The following is a 23,068-nucleotide window of genomic DNA, read 5'->3' on the forward strand; positions in this document are numbered from 1 at the left end:
ATGCCTTGCCGACGGCGACCTCAGCGGCGAGGAGCGGTACGTCGTCGGCACGTTCGAACGCCTTCAGATGGCCGCCTGCGTCTGTGACCGCGACGGCGGCTTCGACTCCGATGTTCTCAGCGGCCGCGCGCACTGGTGTGACGAGTTCGGCGGCGGAGGAGCCGGGTCGGCCGTGGCGAAGAAGCCGGTGTTGCAGAAGACCTGGTCGACCCCCTGGAAGGCGTCCTCCAGGGAGTGCTCGTCGTCCAGGTCGCCGCGGACGGTCCGTACGTCACCGGGGATGTCCTCGACCAGGGCACGGGCCCGCTCCGAGGACGGGTCGCGCGTCAGTACCCGTACGGCGGTGCCGGTCCTGGCGGCGAGTGCCCGCGCCACGCGGGAGCCCATGGCCCCGGTGCCCCCGACCACGAGGGCGGTCGTCGGCGTCACCGCGTCACCTCCAGGACGAGCTTGCCGCGGGTGCGGTTGGTCTCGCCCAGCCGGTGCGCGTCGGCGGCCTGCTCCAGCGCGAAGACGCCTGCCACCTCGACCCGCACCGCGCCGGAGTCGACCAGAGCGGCGACGGCCGTCAGCGCGGCGGCGTCCGGCTCGACCAGAAGCGGGCTGACGCGTACGCCGACGTCTCCTGCCGCCGCGGCCAGGGCGTCCGAGACGCCACTCGGGACGGAGACGATCAGGCCGCCTCGCCGGGTCACCGGCACCGATCGCACATCCGTGCCGTCGGCGTCGCCCATCAGGTCGATGACGACATCGACCTGGCCGGTGGCCTCCTCGAACCGCTGCCGCGTGTAGTCGATCGTCTCGTCCGCGCCCAGTTCCTTGAGCCAGGCGTGCCGGGGCTCACGGGCCGTCGCGATCACCTCGGCGCCGAGGTGCTTGGCGAACTGCACCGCCAGGTGCCCCACACCGCCGGCCGCTGCGTGCACCAGCACCCGCTGCCCGGCGGTGACGTGCGCCGTGTCGACCAGGGCCTGCCAGGCGGTGAGCGCCGCCAGCGGCAGAGCCGCGGCCTCGACGTGCGAGAGCGAGGCCGGCTTACGGGCGAACTGGCGGGACGGTGCCGTGACGAACTCGGCGTACCCGCCGGCCGGGCGCGGGAACCACGGCATGGCGTACACCTCGTCGCCGGGCGCGAGCGTGGTGACCCCGAAGCCGACCTCCTCGACGACGCCGGAGACGTCCCAGCCGAGGATCAGCGGCAGTGTCTGGAGCCCGGCCATACCGTGGCCCGCACGGGTCTTCCAGTCCACCGGGTTGATCCCCGCGGCGTGCACACGCACCAGTACCTCGGTCGGCAGCGGCTCGGGGCGCGCGACCCGCCCGGCGGTCAGCACCTCCGGCCCGCCGAACTCCTCGACGGTGACGGCACGCATCGTCTGCTCGCTCATGTTCTCCTCGCTCGTCTTCGCTTCGCACGTTCATCGCCCCGGGCCCGCCAGGGCCCCGGGGCGCCTCCAGCCTCCTTGATGCGCGGAGGCGCCGTGAGTGGCCGGACGGCCACCTGTCGTACCATTCCAGCCATGCCGCACCGTGTCGCCGTACTCGCCCTGGACGGGGTCATACCGATGGACCTGGGCATCGCGGCCCGGGTGCTCAACGAGGCCCTCGACCCGACCGGGGCACGCCTCTATACCGTGACGACCTGCTCGCTCGGCGGCCGTCAGGTCCGTACGAACGAGGGTTTCCGGATCGTTGTCGACGACGACGAGTCACTCCTGGAGAGCGCGGACACCGTGGTGATCGCCACCCAGGAGCCGGGTGACCACCTGCTCACCACCGGCGAGCTGCCGGCCCAACTGACCGCGGCCTTCGCCCGGATCGCGCCCGAAACCCGCATCGTCAGCCTGTGCACATCGGCGTTCCTGCTCGCGGCGGCCGGCCTGCTGGACGGACTGCGGGCCACCACCCACTGGGCACTGTGCGAACGGTTCACCCGGCTGTTCCCCGGTGTCGAGGTCGATCCGGACGTGCTCTTCGTCGACAACGGACGCGTCCTGACCGCCGCGGGCGGGGCGGCCGGCATCGACCTTTTCCTCCACCTGGTCCGCAGGGACCACGGCGCGGCCGTGGCCGGCTCGGCGGCGCGACGATGCGTGGTCGCTCCCTGGCGCGACGGCGGACAGGCACAGTTCATCGAGCACCCGGTGCCGGAGGACGCCGACCGTTCCACCTCGGCCACCCGCCGGTGGACCCTGAACCGGCTGTCAGAGCCGGTCACACTCCAGGCCATGGCCCGCCACGCCCACATGAGCGAACGCACCTTCACCAGGCGGTTCCGCGCCGAGGTGGGCACGAGCCCCCTCCAATGGCTGGTGCAGAGCCGGCTGACCCAGGCGCGCCACCTGCTGGAGTCCAGCGACCTGACCGTCGCACGGGTCGCCACCGCCTGCGGCTTCGGCGACCCGGTCGCGCTGCGCAAGCACTTCCACACCCACCTCGGCCTGTCCCCCTGGCCTACCGCCACGCCCACCGCGCCCCGCAACCGGCCCGGACAGAGCCGCTCCAGGCGCCCTGAGTCTGCGCGCTTCGCGGCCTCGCGTCCCGAGACCGCTGGACGATCTCCACATCGATGTTCAGGCGGGTGCCGTACTCGACGACAGCGTTCGTACACCCGGTGTCCAGCAACGCCTTGGTATCGCAAGTAGCAGCGGCTGGAACTGCCGACCTCGTTCAGGAGCGCGGACAGGTGGTCGGCGCGGGAGGGCGAGCCTGTGGTGATTATCGCCGTACACCCGAACTGCGGATCTCGAAACGACCGCAAGTTACTCGCTCGTCCGGTCACCGTCAATGGCTCGGGATAAGGACGTTCCCGGCCGTTGACAGTCGGCTCACGCGGTGTCTACATTCGCAATACCGACCAACGGTACGGATTTACGAACAGTCTTGCTCTGGCCGCGCCCACCCAAGGAATCCGCGCTGACGCCGACCGAGCGGCCGTCGGTGGCGCCAGGTGGGACCGAACGTGCCGCTCTGCTCCGGACCCGGCGTGCGGGTATGCGACGCGTTCCGCGGTTCAGGGCCTCTTGCTGCGGTGCCGCGCGGACTCGGAACGGCTCGGATCGTCATGCGTCACAAGCCCATCGACAGCAGTGCAGGCCGCAGCATCGTGTCGGCAGTCAGGGAGCCTGACGCGCACACGGGTACCTGTCCGGCGGTTGACTCCGGCGTCAGCCGATCGGGACCGGCCACCCGCATGCGACAGCGCGCCCGATCCATTCCTCACTCAACGACGAGCACGGAGGAGAAGGTCCGATGAACGCACCAAACCCACCCGCACCGTCAGGCGCGCAGGTCTCGACGGAAGCGGGCGCTGTGTCGAGCCCTCCGTCGAACACGATGCCCAGGGTTGCCCTCGCCGGGCTCGTGGGCACGGTGATCGAGTTCTACGACTTCATCATCTACGGAACGGCGGCGGCCCTGGTCTTCGCGCACGCGTTCTTCCCCGCGCTCGGCACGGCGTCCGGCACGGTGGTCTCCTTCGCCACCCTCGGAGTCGCATTCGTCGCACGGCCGGTAGGCGCGGTGCTCTTCGGCCACTTCGGCGACCGTCTGGGGCGCAAGAAGACACTCATCGCGACGATGACCACGATGGGACTGGCGACCGTGCTGATCGGTCTCCTGCCCACCGCCGACACGGCCGGGATCATCGCTCCTGTCGCCCTCGTCGTCCTTCGCGTCGGCCAGGGGCTCGCCGCCGGAGGTGAGTGGGCCGGCGCGGCGCTCCTCCTCTCCGAGCACGCGCCGACGGGACGTCGGGGCTTTTGGACGATGTTCAACAATCTCGGCGGAGCCGTGGCGAACATGCTGGCCTTGTCGACCTTCTTCATCACCAGCCTGGTGATGACGGACGAGGCCTTCATTTCCTACGGCTGGCGTATCCCGTTCCTGATCAGCATCGTGTTCGTCATCTTCGGCCTGTGGGTTCGTCTGCGGCTCGACGAGACCCCGGTGTTCCAGAACGAGGTCGAGCGACGAGGCGCCAGCAGCCTCCCGTTCAAGGAAGCCCTCCGCACCCAGTGGAAGCACATTCTGCTGGGTGCCGGAACGCTGGTCATGGCGTTCGCCTTCAACTACATGGGGGCGTCCTACCTCACCAACTACGGGACCACGACACTGTCACTCGGCAAGTCCGCCGTCCTCGGGACGGGAGTCTTCGGCGGGCTGATGCTTGCTGTCGGCATCATCTCGGGCGGCATCCTGTCCGATCGCTTCGGCCGTCGCCGAGTGCTGATCGCCGCAAACGTCGTGAGTATCCCGTGGGCGGTGGTTCTGTTCCCGCTGCTGAATCTGAAGAGCCTTGGCACCTTCTGGGTCGGACTCTCGATCACCTTCCTCATAGCGGGACACGCCTTCGGGGTATCCGGTTCTTTCCTGTCGGAGCTGTTCCACACTCGTTTCCGCTGCACTGCGGCGGGCCTCGCGTACAGCCTTGCGGGCGTGGTCGGCGGCGCTGTTCCTCCACTGGTCGCCACGACTGTCATCTCCTCCTACGGTGGACTCGCCTTCGGCTTGATGCTGGCGGTTCTGGGCGTAGTCGCCCTCGTCTGCACGCTGAACGTCAGCGAGACCCGAGGCCGCGCGTTGGACGAGGCGCACGTCGAAGCCGCTGCCGTTCAACACGTTCGTTGAACGGCAGCGGCCGAACAACCGGACAACCCATCGCAGAGTGACCCGATCAAGCCCTCCCCGCCCCTGCTCGTGCACCGATCGCACGCGAAGGCCCGGAAAGAAGGAGGAGTTGAACCCCATGTACACCTGCAGGGCTTCACCAAAACCCTCGCCCTTGAGCTGGGCAGGTTCGGCGTCACGGCCAACGCGATCGCCCCCGGTTTCATCGAGACCGAGATGACGATGCGGATCTTCGACGGCATCGAGGAACTGACGCACGCGGTCGGCACCCACCTCGGGCACTCCGACCGGCACAAGGTTACCCACCAGCAGATCGAAACCTTCGCGGGCTTGGAGATGAGCATCAACTACGGTGCCAACGGAGTGCGCTTCCCGTCTCCGGTCCCGGTGAATGTCACGGTGCGCGCGGGGGTGGAACTGCTGTCGCTGCTGCCCGGTGGCGGCGGCTACCTGGCGGCGGCGCAGGTCACCATTGAGCGGGACGGTGCCAACAAGCCCGCCTGCGTCGTCGAGACCGTCTCTGCCCTGGTGCCGTGACGACGGGGCGCTGGGAAGGGCGTCCCTCAGCGGTACCAACACACCGGGCAGTCTGGTTGCCGTCCTGTGCGTCAGGTGCCCCGCACTGTCTTGGGCACCGCTCTGACCTCCACGAAGAGACGCACAGCGGGTAGCAGTGCCTCACTGCTGCCGCTCCGTTGCTCCTGTCAAGCCCCTCAGTTTTGCATTTTCTTGACCTGATGGACAGGTGTCAGGGGCGCCGTATCACACCGTGGAACATCACTGCCTGGCACAACACGGCCTGCCATCCGGCACGCCGAACCAACAGGCTGAACGCAGGATGGAGAGCATGACGGGCAACCGGCCGGGCCCGCCTCGTTGTCAGCCTGATGCCGCTCGGCACCGAAGCGTCGTCGGGGCCTCGCGCCGCCGAGAACGTCGCTGAAGCCCAGCGCGTCAGGTTCGTCGGCCCGGACCGTGTCCGTCTTCCGGCCGTCGCTCGTATCGAGTCGGTCAATCGAGCCTGTGGAAGGGACGGCATAAGACATGACAGCTCTGAGCAAGAAGATCGCGATGGCGACGATGGTGGGAATCTCCGTGTCCGCGGCTGTCGCCGGATGCTCGGCGACGGCCGCGGACGGGCAGGAGGCGCCGCCCGGCCGGAGCGATGGTGTCGCCGGCTCCAGATCGTCATCGAGCAGGGGTCCGACGTACGAGAACGGCGACTACACCGCGGCAGGACAGTACGGGAGCGGGCCATCGACCATCAGGGTGTCCCTGACCCTCGACGACGACGCGATCACTTCTGTCGCGGTGACCCCGCAGGCGACGGATCCGACGTCACGTGACTTTCAGGAGCGTTTCGCCGACGCGGTACCGGGCCTCGTCGTCGGCAAGGACATCGATGACGTGAGGCTCGACCACATCGCGGGTTCGAGCCTCACGCCCGACGGGTTCAACGCCGCGCTCCGGCGGATCAAGGAGGAAGCCACCGGCTGACGCGCCGCACGTCCATGCGCCGCACGCCCATGAGCGGAACCCGTCTATTCCTGGACAGCGAAATCGAGAGAGTGGGCATGTCTACCGAACTTCCCGAGTCACCTGTTTCTCCCTCCACCGGGCCCCCGTTCACCACGTCGCGACGAACCTTCATCGCGACGACCACCCTCGCCGGTGGTGCCGTGGTCGCCGGCGGTCTGCTCGCGGGACCGGACGCCCTCGGTGACGAGTCCGCTGCCCAACCACCCCATGGTCGCGTCTCGGTGACCGTCAACGGTGTGCGGCACACCGTCACGGTCGACAACCGGACCTCTCTGCTCGACCTGCTGCGCGAGCACCTGGATCTGACGGGATCGAAGAAGGGCTGCAACGCCGGGGCGTGCGGCGCCTGTACGGTCCTGGTCGACGGCCGGCGGGTCAACTCCTGCCTGACGCTGGCGGTACGGCTGGACGGAGCCCAGGTCACCACGATCGAGGGGCTCGCCGACGGCGAGGACCTGCACGCGTTGCAGCAGGCATTCATCGACCAGGACGCCTTCCAGTGCGGTTTCTGTACGCCAGGCCAGATCATGTCCGGCGTCGGCTGCATCAAGGAGGGCCACACCGGCTCCGCCGACGAGATCCGGGAGTGGATGAGCGGCAACATCTGCCGCTGCGGCTGCTACACCAGGATTGTCCGCGCGGTCGACCACGCCGCACGCGGGAAATGAGGGCTCACCGTCATGCATCCCTTCTCCTTCACCAAGGTCTCCAGCACTCGTGAAGCCCTCAACGAGGCTCGCAGCGGCGGTCGTTACATCGCCGGTGGTACCACGCTCGTCGACCTGATGCGCGAGACCGTCGAACGTCCAGGCACGCTCGTCGACATCAGCGGCCTTCCGCTGCGCGGCATCACGGTCACGGGGCGCGGCGGTCTGCGTATCGGCGCCCTGGTACGGATGGCCGAGGCCGCCGCCGACCGCAAGGTGCGCACCACCTACCCGGTGATCTCGCAAGCGCTGGAGCTGAGCGCTTCGGCCCAGCTGCGGAACATGGCGACCATCGGCGGCAACATCATGCAGCGCACCCGCTGCACGTACTTCCGTGATGTGACCGCAACCTGCAACAAGCGTGAACCCGGCTCGGGTTGTGCCGCCCTGAAGGGCGTCAACCGTACCCACGCGATCCTCGGCACCTCGGGCGACTGCGTGGCCACGCATCCCTCCGACGCCGCGGTGGCTTTTGCGGCGCTGGAGGCACGCGTCCACGTGCTCGGCTCGGACGGGCGGGAACGGAGCATCGGCTTCGCGGACTTCCTGCTGCGACCCGGCAGCACCCCCAACCGCGAACAGTCCTTGCGTAGAGGCGAGTTGATTACGGCGGTGGAGATTCCGGCCTACTCCCGCCCCCTCAGCTCCGGATACCTGAAGGTACGTGACCGGCAGTCGTACGAGTTCGCCCTCACCTCCGCCGCCGTCGCCCTGCATGTCCGGGGCGGCGTCATCCGGGAGGCGAAGGTCGCCGCCGGCGGCGTCGGCACCGTGCCGTGGAAGCTGCCCGCCGTCGAGCGCCACCTCATCGGCGAACGCCCCTCCGGTGCGCTCTGGACGGCCGCCGCCGAGCGGGCGGCCGAAGGCGCCCGCCCGCTGGAACACAACCGGTTCAAGGTCGACCTGCTCAAACGCACCGTCGAACGCCAGCTCCGCATCGTAGGAGGAAGCCGATGAGCCCCCAGCCGCAAGCTGCCGTCGGCGCCCCGCTGCCCCGCGTCGACGGACGTCTGAAGGTCACCGGCGGTGCCGACTACGCCGCCGACCACCACCCCGTGGGCGTGGTCCATGCCGTCATCGTCGACAGCGGCATCGGCCGGGGCCGGATCACCGGCATCGACAGCGGTACGGCCGAGGCGCAGCCCGGAGTCATCAGGGTCATCACCCACCGCAACGCACCCACACTGCCGTACCGCGACAACGCGGGCTCGAACAACCCGGCGGGCGGGCGGCGCCTGCGGGTCTTCCAGGACGACCAGGTCCTTTTCCACGGGCAGCCCGTCGCGGCCGTGGTCGCCACCACGCTGGAGGCCGCGCAGCACGCGGCGAGCCTGGTCAAGGTCGTCTACGACGCCCAGACGCCGTCGACCGACCTGAGCGATCCCGACGTCCCGACAAACACCCCCACGACCTACGCGCGCGGCGACGCGCAGGCGGCCCTGGACTCCGCGGCCGTACGCATGGAGATGACGTACCGGCACGCCCGCAACCATCACAATCCGATGGAGCCGCACGCCACCGTCGCCCGCTGGGACGGCGACCGGCTCACCGTGTGGGACAAGACCCAGTGGGTCATCGGCGGCACCCAGACGGAACTCGCCGCGGTCTTCGGGATCCCCCTGGAGTCCGTACGGGTCATCGCGCCGTTCGTCGGCGGCGCCTTCGGCAGTGGTCTGCGGACCTGGCCGCACACCACGATCGCCGCCCTCGCCGCCCGTGAGACGGGCCGACCGGTCAAACTCGTACTGAGCCGCAGGCAGCAGTACTTCGGGACGGGCTTCCGGCCCGCGTGCGAGTACCAGCTGAGCCTGGGCAGCGATCGCGGTGGGCGTGTCAGTGCCATGACCCACACCATGCGGACCGAGACCTCGATGTACGAGCCGTTCGGCGAGCGCGGGATCATGCCGCTGGGACAGGTGCTCTACGACACACCCAACGTCAGCCAGACGTACCGGACGGCGCGGCTGGACGTGAACACCCCGGTGGCCATGCGCGGGCCAGGGTTCGCCACCGCCGCCTTCGCCATCGAGTCGGCGATGGACGAACTCTCCTACGAGCTCGGCGTCGACCCGATCGAACTGCGCCTGCGCAACGAGCCGGAGACGGACCCTTCGAACGGGAACGCGTTCTCGACGCGCAGGCTGCGCGAGTGCTTCACCACCGGGGCCCGCGAGTTCGGCTGGGACCGACGCGACCCGAAGCCCCGCGCCACCCGCGACGGCGACTGGCTGATCGGCACCGGCATGGCCACCGGCGTCTACCACACGCTGCGGAACGCGGCCCAGGCGCGGGTCCGGCTCGACACCGACGGCACCGCGGTGGTCGAGTCCGCGACCATCGACATGGGGCCGGGTACCTACACCTCCATGACCCAGGTGGCCGCCGACGCCCTGGGCCTGCCCATGCGCAGGGTGACCTTCCGGCTGGGCGACTCCCTCATGCCCAACGCCCCTTTGCACGGTGGTTCCCTGACCATGGCGAGCGTCGGATCCGCCGTTCTGAACGGCGCCGACCAACTGCGACAGCAGGCGATCCGGCTCGCCGTCGAGGACGAGCGATCGCCGCTGTACGCCGCCGACCCCGGCACCGTCGTGGTACGGAACGGCCGGCTGCACCTGCCGGACAACCCGTCCCGCGGGGAGACCTACCAGCAGCTCCTGGGGCGTGACGACCGCGCCGGTCTGGAGGTGCTCGGCACGTACACCCCGGTACAGAACCGGTTCACCATCGAGGCCTACGCCGCGGTGTTCGCCGAGGTCGCCGTCGACGCGCGGCTGGGCCTCGTCCGGGTACGGAGGATGCTCGGCGTCTACGACGCGGGCCGGATCATCAGCCCGAAACTCGCCGAGAGCCAGGCCATCGGAGGCATGGTCGGCGGCATCGGACAGGCGCTGCTGGAGCACACGGTCACCGATCACCGCGACGGCCGCATCGTCAACGCCAACCTCGCCGACTACCTCGTACCTGTCAACGCCGACATCATCGACCTCACGGCGATCTACCTCCAGGGCGAGGACATGGAGGCCGACCCGCTCGGCGTCAAGGGCCTGGGTGAGGTCGTCCTGGTCGGTGTGGCACCCGCCATCGCCAACGCCGTCTTCCACGCCACGGGGCGCCGAGTACGCGAACTGCCCATCACCGCCGACGCCCTGCTCTGAGCACCCCCGGGTGCCTTCGACTGTCCGGCGGACGGCGCCGTCGGACAACCAGGGCCGCCGCCGAGACCCCCCCATGTCTCAACGGCTCGGCGGCGGTCCACTCTTCCCTCGGCCGCGCGGAGGCCGCCCTCTACGAGCTGGGCCGGCATGTGCCGACCACGACGGTATTTCGGCGCAAGCCCGCTCCGGCTTGTCCGACGACAGTGCCTTCTCCGTCGGCCTGCCCTGTGTCGACAAGATCGACGTCCTTGTCCTGGCCAGGCCCGCTGGCCACCCTGCCACCTGATCACCGCCCTCGGCGAGGCGAGCGACCGGGCCGCCGCCGGGGCCCAGATCGTGCAGGGTTCCGACGAGCTTCTCGGCCGCAGCCTGTGTGTCCCCGGCGACTACAGCGGCGGCGTCGGTACGGAGCAGGCGGTCTCCAGAAGACGTTCGGCGTGCTCGTCGAAGCGTTCGGGGCGTACGGCGATGCGGAGGGGTACCGCGGGGCGTCGCGGCAGGAGCGGGCGGTAGACGGCCCCCTCCTGGCGCTGCGCGGTGACACGGCCGGGCACGACGGTGATGCCGAGCCCGGAGGCGACGAGCGCGAGACGGTTGTAGCCGGAGACGTCCTCGACGACGACGTTCGGGCTGAAACCGCTGGCGACGCAAGCGGCGGCGACCGAGTCGAATTCGATGACCGCTCCCGCACGGTCGGTCGTGATGAACCGCTCCGCCGCCAGAGCACCCCACTCCACCGTCGGAAGCTGGGCCAGCGGATGGCCGGCGGGCAGCGCGACCACGTAGTCGTCGGGGGTGAGTTCGGACGAGATCCAGTCCTCCGGCGGCTGGTAGCTGCGGAAGACACCGACATCGAGGTCGCCGGTGCGGAGCATGTGGCGCTGATCCTCGATGTGCAGTTCCTGGACGCGTAGGGAGACGCCCGGCTCCGCTTCGGCGAAGGCGCCGAGGAGCTGTGGCACGAGTCCGATGATTCCGGACGGGACGCATCCGAGGGAGAACACGTCCGAGCGGCTTCGTGCGGCCTCGTGTACGAGCGCCGGCAGCTTCCTGTGCTGTTCGAGTATCCGGCGTGCTTCGGGCAGCAGCGCGCGGCCTGCCCGGGTCAGGGAGATCCTGTGCGTGGTCCGGACGATCAGCTCCTCGCCCAGTTCCTGCTCCAGTCGGCGTATCTGCTGGGTGAGTGGGGGCTGGGAGATGTGGAGTCTGGCGGAGGCCCGGGTGAAGCTCAGTTCCTCCGCGACGGCCACGAAGTAGCCGAGTCGAGTGAGGCTCACGGGTTCGTTCCCTCCATCCCGGTCGATGGCACCTACCGTGCGGCTGGAGCGTCAGGCCGCCGCGATGATCGTGTCGATCGCCGACTCCAGGTCCAGCGCCGCCCGGCCGACCCGATCACTGCGCCGGCGCACGCGTTCGCCGTCATCGTCCAGTTTCGCACGCGTCTCCTCGCAAGCCGCGACGACGGCAGCCGGGGCCGGTCCGCCGTACACGGTCCGCCGGGCGACCGAGGCCACGGGGTCGAGCGCGTCCGCGAGCGCTGCCGGATCGAGCGGGAGCTTCTTTCCGAAGTAGAGGCCGGCGGCCTCGTCCACGAGTTCCTGACCGACCTCGTTGGGCGGGATCTTCCGTTCGGTGCTCAGCCGGACGACGATGCCCGTGATCTGGTGGGCGGAGCGCCAGGGGAGCCCGGCTTCGCGTACGAGCAGGGCGGCGAGGTCGCTCGCTGTCGACCAGCTCGCTGCCGCCGCGTCAAGCATCCGCTCGGTCCGGGGAGTGAGCGCGGTGAGCATGAGACCCAGGTTGTGCGTGAGTGGTGCGAGATCGTCGTACAGCTCCCACAACGACCGTTCCGCCTCCAGGCGTTCGAGCATCGGCTGCCCGGAGGCCCCGCGTTCCGCCAGATAGCCTGCCGTGAGTGCGCCGAGCGCTTTGGCGGACTGCGCCTTGATCTGCTGGGGCAGACCGGGGTTGCGCTTCTGAGGCATGACGCTGGAGGTGTCGCAGAAGCGGTCGGGGACGTCTATGAACCCGGCGTCGCTGGAGAACCACAGCTCGATGTCGTCGCTCATGCGGGCGAGGCCGCTCCAGACGATACCGATCACACTGAGCGCCTCGACGCTCACGTCGTGGCTCATGATGGCGTCGTACGTGTTCGCCATCGGGGCGTCGAAGCCGAGCAGCGCCGCGGTGCGGTGGCGTTCGATGGCGAAGTCGCTGCCGGTGAGGATGCCCGCTCCCGCCGGCGACTCGTTGACCCGTTCGTAGAGCGCGAGCAGGCGGTCCGTGTCCCGGGAGAGCACTGCCGCCCACATGGCGAACCAGTGTCCGAGGGAGGTCGGCTGCGCGTGCTGGAGGAATGTCTGGGCTGGGAAGACGGCGTCGGTGTGCCGCTCCGCGAGTTCGATCACCGCCCTGCGGAGAGTGAGCAATGTGGTCAGCGCGGTGGTGATCCTGGTCCTGAGCGTGATCCGCCGGGAGACCTCGCCGAGGTCCCCGGAGCTTCTCGCCAGGTTGAGCTGGCCACCGATCTCCTCGCCGAGCGACCGAATGAGGAACTGTTCGCAGGAATGCTCGCCGCCTTGTGCCTGCAATCGCGCCTCCTCGACGCCGATCGACTCCATACGCCTGATCTCCCTGAGCATCGCGCGACCGTCCGAAGCGCCGATGAGCCCCTGCTCGACGAGCATCACGAGGTGTGCCTTGTCGAACGAGTGGATCGCGTCGAGCGTCACACCGAACCTCTCGGTGCGGTGGAACTCCAGGTCCTTCAGCAGCGGCTCGGTGAGACGGATCCCGGCGGTGCGGTACCCGCGGTAGGTGCAATGGGACTGCTGGAGCATCGTCGACCTCTGTGTCGGTGTGGGTTCGCCGGGAGTACGGAGCCCGCCTCTCGCAGGCACCGTCCACGAGAGTTCCATGACGTGCGGTTGAACGGGAGGAATCGGCTATACGACCTCGATATAGCGGTCTTCGGGAATAGATATTGGACGCTTCGACGGTCTCGTGGCTTGACTCAGCAGGCCCGTAACTCGGGTTCCGTCGACTGCGCCGAGGCGTTCGTGTGAGGCCTCCTCGCTGTCGGTGTCCCCGTCGTCACGGACGGGGGAAATCGGCCTCCGGCCTTACGAAAGAACAGAAAAATGACGATGAAGTCATCCTCCATACGCACGGTTGCCTTCGATGAGGCACCGGTCAAACGGTTCCACTGGCGCGTGAGTATTGCGTCCGCGACAGGTTCGTTCTCGGACGGTTATGTGCTCGGTGTGAGCGGGATCGCGCTCACCACCGCTTCGGAGACCATCCGCATCGACGACGTCTGGATGGGGCTGCTCGCCTCGGCAACGCTCATCGGTCTATTCTTCGGAGCTCTCACCTGCGGACGCCTCGTCGACAAGTTCGGACGCAAGCCGTTCTACGGCCCCCTCATGCTGGTGTTCGCACTCGCGTCCCTCGCGCAATTCTGGGCCGAACCGGGGTGGTCGCTGTTCGCCGTAAGGCTGGTGCTCGGCATTCTGCTCGGCGGCGACTACGTCGCCTCCAAGGCGCTCCTGGCCGAGTACGTACCCGCGCACTGGAGGGGCAGGGCGCTGAGCATGCTCGGCATCGCCTGGGCCGCGGGCTTCGCGACGGCGTACGTCGCCGGCCTCGCGTTGAGGGCCGTCCCCGACTACGGGTGGAAGCTCGCCCTGGTCAGCTCGGCGATTCCCGCCGTCGTGGTCTTCCTGCTGCGTATGCGGATACCGGAGTCCCCGCGCTGGCTCATGCAGCACGGGAGAGTCGAGCAGGCCAGGGAGATCGTGACGACGAAGCTCGGCCCGGAGATCGCCCTGCCGACGATTGACGTCGCGGAACCCCATGTCACCGGGCGCATGCGTGATCTCTTCGTCGCGGGCATGGGGCGCCGGACCTTCATCGCCTGCATGTCCTACGCGGTCGCCGTCATGCCGAACTTCGCTCTGGGTACCTTCTCGCCGCGAGTGCTCGAAACCCTGGGCGTAAAGGATCCCTACGCGGGTGCTCTCGGTTACAACTGCTGCGTGGCCGTCGGCGCCCTCCTCGGCTATTTCCTCGTCGACCGCTTCGGGCGCCGGCCGCTGCTCTTCGGCGGTTTCCTCCTGGCGGCGGTGCTGCTGATCCCCATGACCTTCGTGGCCGCTCCCAACCCTGTTGTCTCGGTCCTGCTCTTCGGGATTTTCGCGCTCGTGATCGTTTCCACCGGAAACGTCGTGTACGTCTATCCCGCCGAACTCTTCCCGACCCAGTTGCGCGGCCGCGGTGTGGGCCTCGCCGTCGCCGCGAGCCGGATGGGCTCGGCAGTCACGACCTTCCTGATGCCCGTCGTCGTCGGCACGTACGGCATCGCGACGGCCCTTGGCTCATGCATGGTGCTACTGATCATCGGAGGCGCCATCGGGCTCCTGTGGGGACCGGAGACGGCGAAGCAGGCCCTGGGTGAAACGCGGGCGTGATCATTTCGGCGATGGTCAACGGTGCGGGACGACCGGCGAGGGAAGCCGCGTGTAGTGCCTCGGCGCCACGGGTGACCTGCGGGGGAGGCACGTAGGGCGCCCTGTCACAACACGGAATGTTGCTGCCTGGCACAACGCTGCCTGGCACGTGACTGGCGTAGCGGTCACGCTGCAGAGCTGAAGGTTGGTGGCCGACGGCAAGCGAGCGAGTGCGCGCGGTCGACGGCCTCCAAGCTCCGCACGCGTACCCGACCAGCAGGAACGGTGGCATGTGGGGCCGGCGGCCCAGTGGCCGATATCACCGTCCGATGCCTGCCGCCGTATCCGACGGAAGCGAGCCCGTGATCCACTCCGACCGTGACGCAGCCCCGGCCACGCTTGGGTGCGGCAGCCGCCCGACATTCACCTTCGATGTCATCGGTACGCACTGGAGCATCGAGACGGACCGCCCGCTGGACACTGATCTGCGCCGCGAACTGCTCGGCCGCGTCGACGGCTTCGATGCCGTGTACTCCCGGTTCCGGCCCGACTCGCTCATCTCACGCGTAGCCACAGCCCCCGCTGGTGGCCGATTCACCTTCCCGGACAACAGTCGTCTCCTCTTCGAGTTGTACGACCGGCTGGCCGACCTCACCGACGGGGCCGTCGACCCACTCGTCGGCCGTGACCTCGAACTTCTCGGCTACGACAGGACCTACACTCTCACCCCGGCGCCCGCTTCCGTGCGGGCGCTGCACGCCGGCGTCCGGCCCTCCTGGAGCACGGATGTGGCCCGGAACGGCGCCGTGCTCACCACCCGTGGTCCCTTGGTGATCGATGTCGGTGCTGCGGGCAAGGGGCACCTTGTCGACCTCGTGGCCTCGCTGCTCCGGGAAGCGGACATCAGCCGGTTCGTCGTCGACGCCGGCGGAGACCTGCGCCATGACGGCGAGAACACCCTCCGGGTCGGCCTGGAGCATCCACAGGACCCCGGCCGCGTGATCGGCATCGCGTATCTCCACCAGCAAGCTCTGTGCGCCTCCGCGACAAACCGGCGTGCGTGGGGCGCAGGCCTGCATCACATTCTCGACGGCCGCACAGGCCGGCCGACCGGCGAAACCCTCGCCACCTGGGTCGTCGCAGACGACACGGCCGTGGCCGACGCCCTGGCGACTGCCCTGTTCTTCACCGAACCTCATCAGCTCGCTACCGCATACCGTTTCACCTATGTTCGTATGGGTTCGGACGGTCGTGTCGACGCGTCCCCGGACTTCGCCGGGGAGCTCTTCGCCTGACCGGCAGACCCTGCGCCAGGGGCTTCGTCTCACGCTGGTACCAGAAGCGCTTCGCCGAGGCGCTTCCCGGTGTGGCCACCGGCAAGCGCCTCGATGAAGTCCACCTCGACCTTCTCGCCGGTTCCAGCGTCACGACCGATGGCTTCAACGACGCCCTCCGGGAAATCAGGGAGGAAGCCGCAGCGTGACGTGTTCGGGGCTCGGGTGACTATGCCTGTCGTGAGGCGAGTTCGACGACGGTGATGTCGGACGGGGCGCCCACCCGAACCGGTGGCCCCCAGGCTCCTGCGCCGCGACTCACGTAGAGCTGGGTGTCGCCGTAGCGCTCAAGCCCGGCGACGGTCGGATTGGCCAACTCGGCGACGTAGTTGACCGGCCAGAGCTGCCCGCCATGGGTGTGGCCGGAGAGCTGGAGGTCGACGCCGTGCCGGACGGCGTCGTGGATGACGACGGGCTGGTGAGCGAGGAGCACAGCCGCGCGGGAGCGGTCCCGGTCCCCGAGGGCCTTGTGGAAGTCCGGCCCCTTGCCCACGCGCTCGCCGCGGACATCGTCGACCCCGGCCAGATCGAAGCCCGGCAGCTCGGTACGCGCGTTCTCCAGCGGGTGCAGCCCCAACTCCCTCACCCTCTCGACCCACTGCTCGACACCCGAGATGTACTCGTGATTGCCCGTGACGAAGAACGCGCCGTGACGGGCGCGTAGTTGCGCGAGCGGAGCCGCAGCCGGGCCGAGGTCTTCGACACTGCCGTCGACCAGGTCGCCGACGACCGCGATCAGGTCGGGCTGGGTTGAGTTGATGGTGTCGACGACCCGCTGAGCGAAGCCACGTCCCAGAACCGGACCCAGGTGGATGTCGCTGACCACGGCGATCCGGAATCCGTGTGCACTGCGCGGCAACTTGGCCAGGGGGACAGTGACCCGCTTCACCTTTGGGCCGCGAAGGACCCCGTACGCGCCGTTGGCGACCGTGCCGACGGCGACCGCCGCAGCGGTACCCCCTACGACCCGGGCGACGAACAAGCGGCGTGATGGGGCAGCGGGACCGGCCCCGGAGAACGCACCGGCCCGCGCGGCGGGCGGGTGCTCCGCCGCAGCGACGGGCCTGGCCCCCGTACCCGCTTCGGCATCGGAGGCTTCCCGAGCCTCGGTCAGGGACTGGGACTCGCTGACCGGCACGGGTTCGGCCCCTTGCTCCAGGGTGCCCTCGCCCTCCACTTCCCCTGTGTCCCGTCGTGCGATCCAACGCAAGAGCAGGGGACGGATCGCCTCCCCTGCCAGCAGTGCGAGCAGCAAGTACATCCAAACCGTCAGCCACAGGTATCCGGGCCAGGCCAGGATCTGTTCGACCCGGAACGGGGCCTCTGTACGGCCGGCCACCAGGGTGGCGACCGTGAGCAGCGGTCCCACCACGAGAATGACGCTTCCGATGCGGCGGAGGACAGAGCCCGGGGGTGCCGTGTCGCGGACGGCACGGCACCACACATACCAGTGGAGCGCGCCGAACGCGGCCAGCACGGCGAGGTAAACCAAGATGGAGCCTATGACCACAGCGGAGACGTCTTCCTGATGAGACGCCAGTGCATGACGTCGGAGACTTGAACATTTCGGAACGTGATCGGGGAAGAGCCGTGCCGCACGCCGGCCTTACGTAGTGCGACAGAGCACTCCCTGCGCCTCGCCGATCTTCAGTCGAGGCCGTCGAGCCATTTCACCACTTCGTCCTCGGCGTCGTCCATGTCATCGCGCGATATCGTCAAAGCGTTACTTATCACGTTGGAGTCGGCAAGCTTATCGGTGATGGTTTCAACGGTTCCCGACAGGCGGTTTCCGCCATGAGTGCTGAACAGTACGATGTTCTTTCCGCTGAAGTCATTCTGTTCAAGGAATGTATGCATGGGCATCGGTAGCTCGTACCACCAGATCGGGTAGCCGATGAACACGGTGTCATATTTTTCCAGATCCGGGATCGGGGATTTCAGTTTCGGCCTTGCGTTGGCCTCCTGCTGTTCGAGTGCGAGATTTTCGAGCGTTTCGTGGTCAAGGGGAAGTTCTTCTGCCGTCTCAATGCGGAACATTTCGGCGCCAGTGCGTTCCGAAATGATCTGTGCGACGTGCTGGGTATTGCCGAGAACTTTGCCGTCAACTACGTGAGTGCTGTTCTCTTCGTCATCGGACATGTTGTTCGGGTCATCGGTCTCTGGCACCGAAAAATAGGTGACCAAAGCGCGTGATTCGTTCAGCGGAGGGAGAGGCTTCGAGGGGGCGGAACCGCTGGACGTGTTACCCGACCCTCCTGTCGAACAGCCGGCCACGGCTGCCCCGGCCAGAGTGGAGGTGGCCAGTGCGAGAAAATGACGGCGTGTCGTGGATTTCATCTCTTTGAACTCCGTATCTGTGGCGTGTGGAATGTCTCGTTATCCCTGAGACTGCACGAGGCTGTGGTCTCGGGAATTCTGAGACGTAAAGTTGTCTTTATGTACCCGACCCGGGCGGTGAGTGGTGCGCCGCCTACATGGTCAGTCGTTCTTGGTGTATTCGCCGCGCAGGGACTCCAATTCGCCGCAGCAGGCGCTGGTTTGCCAATACGGCGGGGTTCGGGCCCACGATGAAGAATGAGCCCTTCGTGACTTCCTGCGCGGAGAGCGCGTTGGTGAGATCTTCACGGCGGAACCGGCCAATGCTGATGGTGACCTGCAAATGATCGCCGGATGCCGCCTGGTATTCCTTGAGGACGTCACGGTAATAGGCGTCTTCCGGGTTCCGCACGGCCCACAGCAGGTGAATCTTTCGTGTGGTGTGGTGGGCTGCTGTCAAGCTGATCAATGGCGCTGCTCCCGCGCCCATCCCGAGGAATACGAGCGGAGCTTCGTGGTCTCGGTCCTGGATGATCGATTCGAAGCGGCCGAATGGTCCCTCCAAGCGCACGCGGGTTCCCACCTCGACATCTTCGACACGGCGAGTGAAGTCTCCGTGCTGGCGAATTGTGAAGGTCAAGGTCTCCGGGTTGTCGTCGGTCACCGAGAAAGGATGCCATTCTCGGCTTACGGAAGGAGATCCCTCGAAGCTGAGGAAGAAAAAGTCACCCGGTTGCAGAGTTGACGCCTTCCTGTCGACCTTCACCGAAACCCGTCGCGTTGCCCCACCGAGCATCTCATTGCTTATGACGGTACCCGTCGGATAGGTGTCGGGTGCGATCCATTTCTTCCAGGTGTAGATGCCCATCACTACGACTGTGTACAAGTCGAAGAGCATCATGAACGCAAAATGCTGGTTCACCCTCAAGAGCAGGTGTACGTGCAGCCAGATCATCGCCACGACCACCAGGTTGAGTCGGTGGACCCACACGGAGAGTTGGCGACGGAATACAACCTCCAGAATCCGCTTGGCGGTCAGTAGCAGACTCGATCTGTCGACGAACCATCCGCTCATGAAGAACACCGAGAAGCACAGTACTCCGAGTGCCCCGTAGAACCCCCAATCTCCCAGGTCTCGCGCCAGGCGGCTCGGTGAGTAGCCGTAATCGCGGTGCACATAGGCCGTGGCGATCGCCAGCACACCAAGCATCCCGTGAAGGCCGTAAATGGAAGGCAGCCCAACGGAACGGTCCAGCCAGGACGGTCTCACGCTGAGCAGGATGGAGAGCAGCCACCATGTATAAGCAATCAGACCGAGGAAGATGTAGAACTTCAGGGAGTCGGGTTCGGTGGCCTGGTAATCGTAGGTGAGTACCAGTGGGAGGGGGAATACGACCGCGATGCTCCAGAAGAGCAGTTTGCGTAGCATGGCTAAAGATCCGCCTCAGCTGTCAGGTTGAACTCGCTCGACTGGTGGCCGACGTCAGGCCCTCTGCCTTCGCTCGCCAAGGAAATCCCTCGCCGGCCTGTTTCCCGCACGTGCTGCAGATTGACGTAGGCGAGTGCCGCCAGGGCCAAGAAGGCAACGGAAACCAGGACGATCACCTTGTGCTTCGGCTTCACGCGCGCGCCTCCTTGCGTGAGGACTCGCACTGGTTCCCTGCCCGGGCAGCGGACTTTTTGCGATCGATCGATGTTGAGGTCTGACTCATCGAGTGTTCTTTCTGTTGCGTTGCGTGTGCTGCCTATTCGTGCGTCCGGGCCGTCTGCAAGACCATGGCGTGGACGGACGTTTCCGTTCGGTGGCCCAGGGCGCCGTCGCCGCACCTGGGAGGTATCGGAAGCCGCGACATGGGCGAGTACGGATCCCGTGTGCACTCGCGGAACCGGCCGCGCGGGGTCGGTGAGTTCACGGTCCGACATGCCTCGGTCTTCGAGTACGCGCGGTCCCGGCCACTGCTTCAGAGCACCGGTGCGTACGCCCTCGGCGTCGACCGGGTAGGCAGTGTCCTCCCCACAGGGGGAAGCAGCGTGCGTGTCGCTGCCGCACACAGGCCGGGACATCACCGCGTACCACTGCCGACGGCGCCGGAGCTCGACAGCCGCGCAACTCGCGGGAGCCATAGGTCGCGTGAGGCCTGTGGGCTGCGGCCCCGAAGAGCTCACCAGCAGATGCCGCTCACCAGCGGAGGGGAGCCCCGAGAATCGCCGTAGCTGCTGAACAGATCAGCAGCGGAAGACCTGGAGTGATGTGAGCGAGTGCGAAACCGAGGATTTCGCTTTGAGGCGCGACACCGTGAGGCCGCCAGGAGGCAGGGCCGTGAACTCGGTTGCCCAGATGCCGCCGGCGCAAGGCTTGGTGTCGGGCTCGGGGGAGGGGCGGTGGCGGTCGCGGCCCCCCAGCCAGGGGGCCGGGTCAAGGGTCCGCTCGCCGTCGCCGCAGGTGGCGAACTCGTCTACCAGGTCGGCGGTGACCATGTTCGCGGACGGCGCCGTCGTCACCGTGGCAGGACTGTACCTGTCGTGCCCGGTCGTGCCGGGCACCATCAGGCCGACGAACTGCAGGACGACCAGGAGAGCCGCCAGAGCCAGCCCGAATCGGGTTGTCTTCTCGCGCGGCATGCGGCTCCCTCCGGCCGTTCCCATTCACTCGGCTTTCGTCCCGGGGGGAGCGGAAGCGCACCTTCCCCAAAGCGGCGCCCCGGAAATCCCCGGTGCCGGAAGGCTGTACGCCGCTGAGCGGTCGTACTGGCTTTGGCTGTTCGGTCGCGCCCGCCGGCCGCTCCCACGGATGGGGCGCCCAACCACGACCGCGCGGAACCTTCGCCTTCCGCAACCACCTTGCCGGACGGACTCACCCTGTGACAGGCCGTGTACTGCCAGGGAGTGCCGATCGACGTAGTGACAGGGCACCCAACATTTCGGCCGGGCTGATCATTTATCTGCTATGGGCGAGGCATGGTCGCAGAGCACCGCGGGCGCGCCGCTCAAGTTTGCACGGGAGGCTGTGCTGTGCCAGGGACTGGTGTTCCGCGCTGTGGCAGGACACCCCACGCGCCTGGATCTTCTCCACTCGGAATGGAATTCTCCTCATCAGCGGGCCAGCCGGATAGCGGCCCCGTCGCTACCGAGGACAGACGACTTCGCTGACCACGGTCCCTGGATCCCCCTCAACCGACCTGCCCCTCCCCACGCACGACCGCCGCGGCAGTGAAGACCGCGGTGGCATCCGAAGGAGAAAGGACGACAGTCATGTCGGCAATGAGCAGCAACTGGGACCGCCGTTCCGTGCTACGTGCCTCCGCAGGAATCACCGCACCCGTAGCGCTGACGGGACTCACCTTTGGCGGCTCCTCCGCCCACGCCGCCGAGGCAGGCGCAGCCGCGTCCGGCGCGCGCCCTACAACGGAGAAGCTGCCGAAGCAGCCGACCGGCAAGGGGCCGGCGGAGAGGTTCACCGGTGACGTCTGGGTCGACAACATCACGGCTGGTGTGGAGCCCTCCCGGCTGCGCGCCAGCATGGTGCGCTTCTCACCCTGTGCCCGCACGGCCTGGCACCGGCACGTCCTCGGCCAGACCCTGCACGTCACAGAGGGCATTGGGCTGGTCCGGGCACGCGGTGGCAAGTTGATCGTCATGCGCCCCGGCGACACGATCTTCACGCCCCCGGGGGAGTGGCACTGGCACGGTGCCACCCGCGAGGACTTCATGATCCACCTTGCCATGGTGGACACCGATGGAGACGGGGACGGCGCGACCGAGTGGGGCGAACTCGTCGGCGACGAGGAATACGACCGCAGGTAAGACACGCTCTTCCGCACCCTGGCCCTGAGGTCTCGCGCCTCAGGGCTGCTGTGCTGCCGCTACGCGAACATGGCAGTGGCACGCCGGTGAAGCGCTCGGCGACGTGGGCAACGACGTGATCGATCACCACGCGGGCCTCGGATGCCTCGCCTGCCATACTGAACTGCATGGCACGCGAGCAGCGGAACGTCGGCGGTAGCGGGCTGGGGACCTTCCTGCGAACCCGCCGGGCACAGGTGACTCCCGAGGACGTCGGCCTCACGCCCGGCGCAGGGCTTCGTCGTACGCCCGGGCTTCGCCGTGAGGAGCTGGCCACCCTGGCCGGTATCAGCATCGACTACTACGCGCGTCTCGAACGCGGCCAGGAGACGAACCCGAGCCCATCCGTTGTCGATGCCCTCGCCCGGGCGCTCCGGCTGGAGGCGCACGAACGTGACCACCTGCGTGAACTGGTGGTGCACGCCGGCAGGAGGCCGGATCCCGAACCGTCGGTCTCGGCCGACCGGACCGTACGGCCCGACATCGAGCTGATGCTGGAGAGGCTGCGCCCCAACCCTGCCTACGTGGTAAGCCGCACCATGGACATCCTCGCCACCAACCCCGGCGGGCTCCGGCTGTTCGCGGGGACGGAGGAACAGCCGCCCGAGGAACGCAATGTGCTGCGGTACCTCTTCCTCGACTCGCGTGCGCCCAAGCTGTTCGCGGACTGGGGCGAGGAGGTCCGCACCTGCGTCGGCCGTCTGCGCGCACTGGCTGGTACCGAACCCGACACCCCCGGCCTCGCCCGGCTCATCGAGGGACTCATTCTCGAAAGCCCGGAGTTCGCGCGCCGATGGAACCACTACGACGTGCAGCCGCACCCCGCCGGTGACAAGTCCTTCCACCATCCGCAGGTCGGCGATCTCACCCTCGGATGCCAGTCCATGCACCTGGAAGGTACCCCGGGCCACCGCCTCGTCGCGTTCTACGCCGAACCCGGCACGCCCGCCTACGACAAGATGGTCCTCCTCGACACGGAGGTCACCGAAGCCGTTTCGAGAGGCGCAAGGAGGAAGCGGAGCTGACGACGGACGGCAGTTCCCGCGAAGACGGACATGGGAGTGCCGGCCGTCGCCGCTGTGACACGTATACGC

Annotated in this window: 19 protein-coding genes and 2 pseudogenes; 11 read left to right on the top strand and 10 right to left on the bottom strand. The window is 67.6% G+C overall.

The window, feature by feature from the left end; all coding sequences use genetic code 11:
- Positions 1 to 7 precede the first annotated feature (7 nt).
- The 3 genes and pseudogenes from ACFXPL_RS23760 to ACFXPL_RS23770 form a co-directional block, all read right to left on the bottom strand.
- Positions 8 to 112, bottom strand: a pseudogene (locus ACFXPL_RS23760) (heme-binding protein); the annotation flags it as partial.
- Complete coding sequence (locus tag ACFXPL_RS23765) at positions 64 to 429, bottom strand: NmrA family NAD(P)-binding protein (protein ID WP_384922973.1); 366 nt, start codon at positions 427 to 429, stop codon at positions 64 to 66. The gene ACFXPL_RS23765 and the pseudogene ACFXPL_RS23760, both read right to left, overlap by 49 nt.
- On the bottom strand, positions 426 to 1,388 hold the full coding sequence (locus ACFXPL_RS23770; RefSeq protein ID WP_384922976.1) for an NADP-dependent oxidoreductase: 963 nt from the start codon (positions 1,386 to 1,388) through the stop codon (positions 426 to 428). Before ACFXPL_RS23770 ends, ACFXPL_RS23765 begins: the two co-directional genes overlap by 4 nt.
- A gap of 132 nt (positions 1,389 to 1,520) precedes the next feature.
- On the opposite strand from ACFXPL_RS23770, the gene ACFXPL_RS23775 reads away from it, so the two are divergent.
- From ACFXPL_RS23775 to ACFXPL_RS23805, 7 genes and pseudogenes are all read left to right on the top strand, one after another.
- On the top strand, positions 1,521 to 2,645 hold the full coding sequence (locus tag ACFXPL_RS23775; protein ID WP_384922979.1) for a GlxA family transcriptional regulator: 1,125 nt from the start codon (positions 1,521 to 1,523) through the stop codon (positions 2,643 to 2,645).
- Between the two features lie 607 nt (positions 2,646 to 3,252).
- The gene (locus tag ACFXPL_RS23780) at positions 3,253 to 4,629 is read left to right on the top strand and encodes an MFS transporter (protein ID WP_384922982.1); all 1,377 of its coding nucleotides are present in this window, start codon (positions 3,253 to 3,255) and stop codon (positions 4,627 to 4,629) included.
- A gap of 126 nt (positions 4,630 to 4,755) precedes the next feature.
- Positions 4,756 to 4,905, top strand: a pseudogene (locus ACFXPL_RS23785) (SDR family oxidoreductase); the annotation flags it as partial.
- A gap of 768 nt (positions 4,906 to 5,673) precedes the next feature.
- Positions 5,674 to 6,126, top strand: a complete 453-nt coding sequence (locus ACFXPL_RS23790; RefSeq protein ID WP_384922985.1) for a hypothetical protein — start codon at positions 5,674 to 5,676, stop codon at positions 6,124 to 6,126.
- A 77-nt stretch (positions 6,127 to 6,203) separates the two neighbouring features.
- Complete coding sequence (locus ACFXPL_RS23795; RefSeq protein ID WP_384922988.1) at positions 6,204 to 6,836, top strand: (2Fe-2S)-binding protein; 633 nt, start codon at positions 6,204 to 6,206, stop codon at positions 6,834 to 6,836.
- A gap of 12 nt (positions 6,837 to 6,848) precedes the next feature.
- Positions 6,849 to 7,832, top strand: coding sequence for an FAD binding domain-containing protein (locus ACFXPL_RS23800; RefSeq protein WP_384922990.1), 984 nt, complete (start codon positions 6,849 to 6,851; stop codon positions 7,830 to 7,832).
- The gene (locus tag ACFXPL_RS23805; RefSeq protein ID WP_384922993.1) at positions 7,829 to 10,033 is read left to right on the top strand and encodes a xanthine dehydrogenase family protein molybdopterin-binding subunit; all 2,205 of its coding nucleotides are present in this window, start codon (positions 7,829 to 7,831) and stop codon (positions 10,031 to 10,033) included. The genes ACFXPL_RS23800 and ACFXPL_RS23805 overlap by 4 nt, the downstream gene beginning before the upstream one ends.
- A gap of 386 nt (positions 10,034 to 10,419) precedes the next feature.
- Here the strand turns inward: ACFXPL_RS23805 and ACFXPL_RS23810 are convergent, their stop codons facing one another.
- Positions 10,420 to 11,310, bottom strand: a complete 891-nt coding sequence (locus ACFXPL_RS23810) for a LysR family transcriptional regulator (protein ID WP_384922996.1) — start codon at positions 11,308 to 11,310, stop codon at positions 10,420 to 10,422.
- Positions 11,311 to 11,361: 51 nt separating this feature from the next.
- On the bottom strand, positions 11,362 to 12,873 hold the full coding sequence (gene argH, locus ACFXPL_RS23815) for an argininosuccinate lyase (protein ID WP_384922998.1): 1,512 nt from the start codon (positions 12,871 to 12,873) through the stop codon (positions 11,362 to 11,364).
- A gap of 372 nt (positions 12,874 to 13,245) precedes the next feature.
- Between argH and ACFXPL_RS23820 the strand changes: the two genes are divergently transcribed.
- Complete coding sequence (locus tag ACFXPL_RS23820; protein WP_384923001.1) at positions 13,246 to 14,502, top strand: MFS transporter; 1,257 nt, start codon at positions 13,246 to 13,248, stop codon at positions 14,500 to 14,502.
- Between the two features lie 308 nt (positions 14,503 to 14,810).
- A complete protein-coding gene (locus tag ACFXPL_RS23825) occupies positions 14,811 to 15,776 on the top strand; it encodes an FAD:protein FMN transferase (protein ID WP_384923004.1) in 966 nt (321 codons plus the stop codon).
- A gap of 208 nt (positions 15,777 to 15,984) precedes the next feature.
- Here the strand turns inward: ACFXPL_RS23825 and ACFXPL_RS23830 are convergent, their stop codons facing one another.
- The 5 genes from ACFXPL_RS23830 to ACFXPL_RS23850 form a co-directional block, all read right to left on the bottom strand.
- Positions 15,985 to 17,307 (bottom strand): metallophosphoesterase, encoded by a 1,323-nt coding sequence (locus ACFXPL_RS23830; protein ID WP_384923007.1) that lies wholly within the window; start codon positions 17,305 to 17,307, stop codon positions 15,985 to 15,987.
- Between the two features lie 155 nt (positions 17,308 to 17,462).
- Positions 17,463 to 18,152, bottom strand: a complete 690-nt coding sequence (locus tag ACFXPL_RS23835; protein WP_384923010.1) for a flavodoxin — start codon at positions 18,150 to 18,152, stop codon at positions 17,463 to 17,465.
- A gap of 133 nt (positions 18,153 to 18,285) precedes the next feature.
- On the bottom strand, positions 18,286 to 19,560 hold the full coding sequence (locus ACFXPL_RS23840) for an FAD-binding oxidoreductase (RefSeq protein WP_384923013.1): 1,275 nt from the start codon (positions 19,558 to 19,560) through the stop codon (positions 18,286 to 18,288).
- A 2-nt stretch (positions 19,561 to 19,562) separates the two neighbouring features.
- Positions 19,563 to 19,754, bottom strand: coding sequence for a hypothetical protein (locus ACFXPL_RS23845; RefSeq protein ID WP_384923016.1), 192 nt, complete (start codon positions 19,752 to 19,754; stop codon positions 19,563 to 19,565).
- A 603-nt stretch (positions 19,755 to 20,357) separates the two neighbouring features.
- Complete coding sequence (locus tag ACFXPL_RS23850; protein WP_384923019.1) at positions 20,358 to 20,753, bottom strand: hypothetical protein; 396 nt, start codon at positions 20,751 to 20,753, stop codon at positions 20,358 to 20,360.
- A 630-nt stretch (positions 20,754 to 21,383) separates the two neighbouring features.
- On the opposite strand from ACFXPL_RS23850, the gene ACFXPL_RS23855 reads away from it, so the two are divergent.
- Both ACFXPL_RS23855 and ACFXPL_RS23860 read left to right on the top strand, forming a co-directional pair.
- A complete protein-coding gene (locus ACFXPL_RS23855) occupies positions 21,384 to 21,935 on the top strand; it encodes a cupin domain-containing protein (protein ID WP_384923022.1) in 552 nt (183 codons plus the stop codon).
- A 167-nt stretch (positions 21,936 to 22,102) separates the two neighbouring features.
- Positions 22,103 to 22,999 (top strand): helix-turn-helix transcriptional regulator, encoded by an 897-nt coding sequence (locus ACFXPL_RS23860; RefSeq protein ID WP_384923025.1) that lies wholly within the window; start codon positions 22,103 to 22,105, stop codon positions 22,997 to 22,999.
- Positions 23,000 to 23,068: the final 69 nt, after the last annotated feature.

The organism is Streptomyces sp. NPDC059092 (genome assembly GCF_042756365.1).
Taxonomy (GTDB): domain Bacteria; phylum Actinomycetota; class Actinomycetes; order Streptomycetales; family Streptomycetaceae; genus Streptomyces.

Coding starts and splice junctions, on each gene's coding strand:
- ACFXPL_RS23775 (WP_384922979.1), top strand. CDS start 1,521: ATGCCGCACCGTGTCGCCGTACTCGCCCTGGACGGGGTCATACCGATG.
- ACFXPL_RS23825 (WP_384923004.1), top strand. CDS start 14,811: ATGCCTGCCGCCGTATCCGACGGAAGCGAGCCCGTGATCCACTCCGAC.
- ACFXPL_RS23850 (WP_384923019.1), bottom strand. CDS start 20,753: ATGCCGCGCGAGAAGACAACCCGATTCGGGCTGGCTCTGGCGGCTCTC.
- ACFXPL_RS23805 (WP_384922993.1), top strand. CDS start 7,829: ATGAGCCCCCAGCCGCAAGCTGCCGTCGGCGCCCCGCTGCCCCGCGTC.
- ACFXPL_RS23800 (WP_384922990.1), top strand. CDS start 6,849: ATGCATCCCTTCTCCTTCACCAAGGTCTCCAGCACTCGTGAAGCCCTC.
- ACFXPL_RS23770 (WP_384922976.1), bottom strand. CDS start 1,388: ATGAGCGAGCAGACGATGCGTGCCGTCACCGTCGAGGAGTTCGGCGGG.
- argH (WP_384922998.1), bottom strand. CDS start 12,873: ATGCTCCAGCAGTCCCATTGCACCTACCGCGGGTACCGCACCGCCGGG.
- ACFXPL_RS23835 (WP_384923010.1), bottom strand. CDS start 18,152: ATGAAATCCACGACACGCCGTCATTTTCTCGCACTGGCCACCTCCACT.
- ACFXPL_RS23790 (WP_384922985.1), top strand. CDS start 5,674: ATGACAGCTCTGAGCAAGAAGATCGCGATGGCGACGATGGTGGGAATC.
- ACFXPL_RS23840 (WP_384923013.1), bottom strand. CDS start 19,560: ATGCTACGCAAACTGCTCTTCTGGAGCATCGCGGTCGTATTCCCCCTC.
- ACFXPL_RS23795 (WP_384922988.1), top strand. CDS start 6,204: ATGTCTACCGAACTTCCCGAGTCACCTGTTTCTCCCTCCACCGGGCCC.
- ACFXPL_RS23780 (WP_384922982.1), top strand. CDS start 3,253: ATGAACGCACCAAACCCACCCGCACCGTCAGGCGCGCAGGTCTCGACG.
- ACFXPL_RS23860 (WP_384923025.1), top strand. CDS start 22,103: ATGGCACGCGAGCAGCGGAACGTCGGCGGTAGCGGGCTGGGGACCTTC.
- ACFXPL_RS23855 (WP_384923022.1), top strand. CDS start 21,384: ATGTCGGCAATGAGCAGCAACTGGGACCGCCGTTCCGTGCTACGTGCC.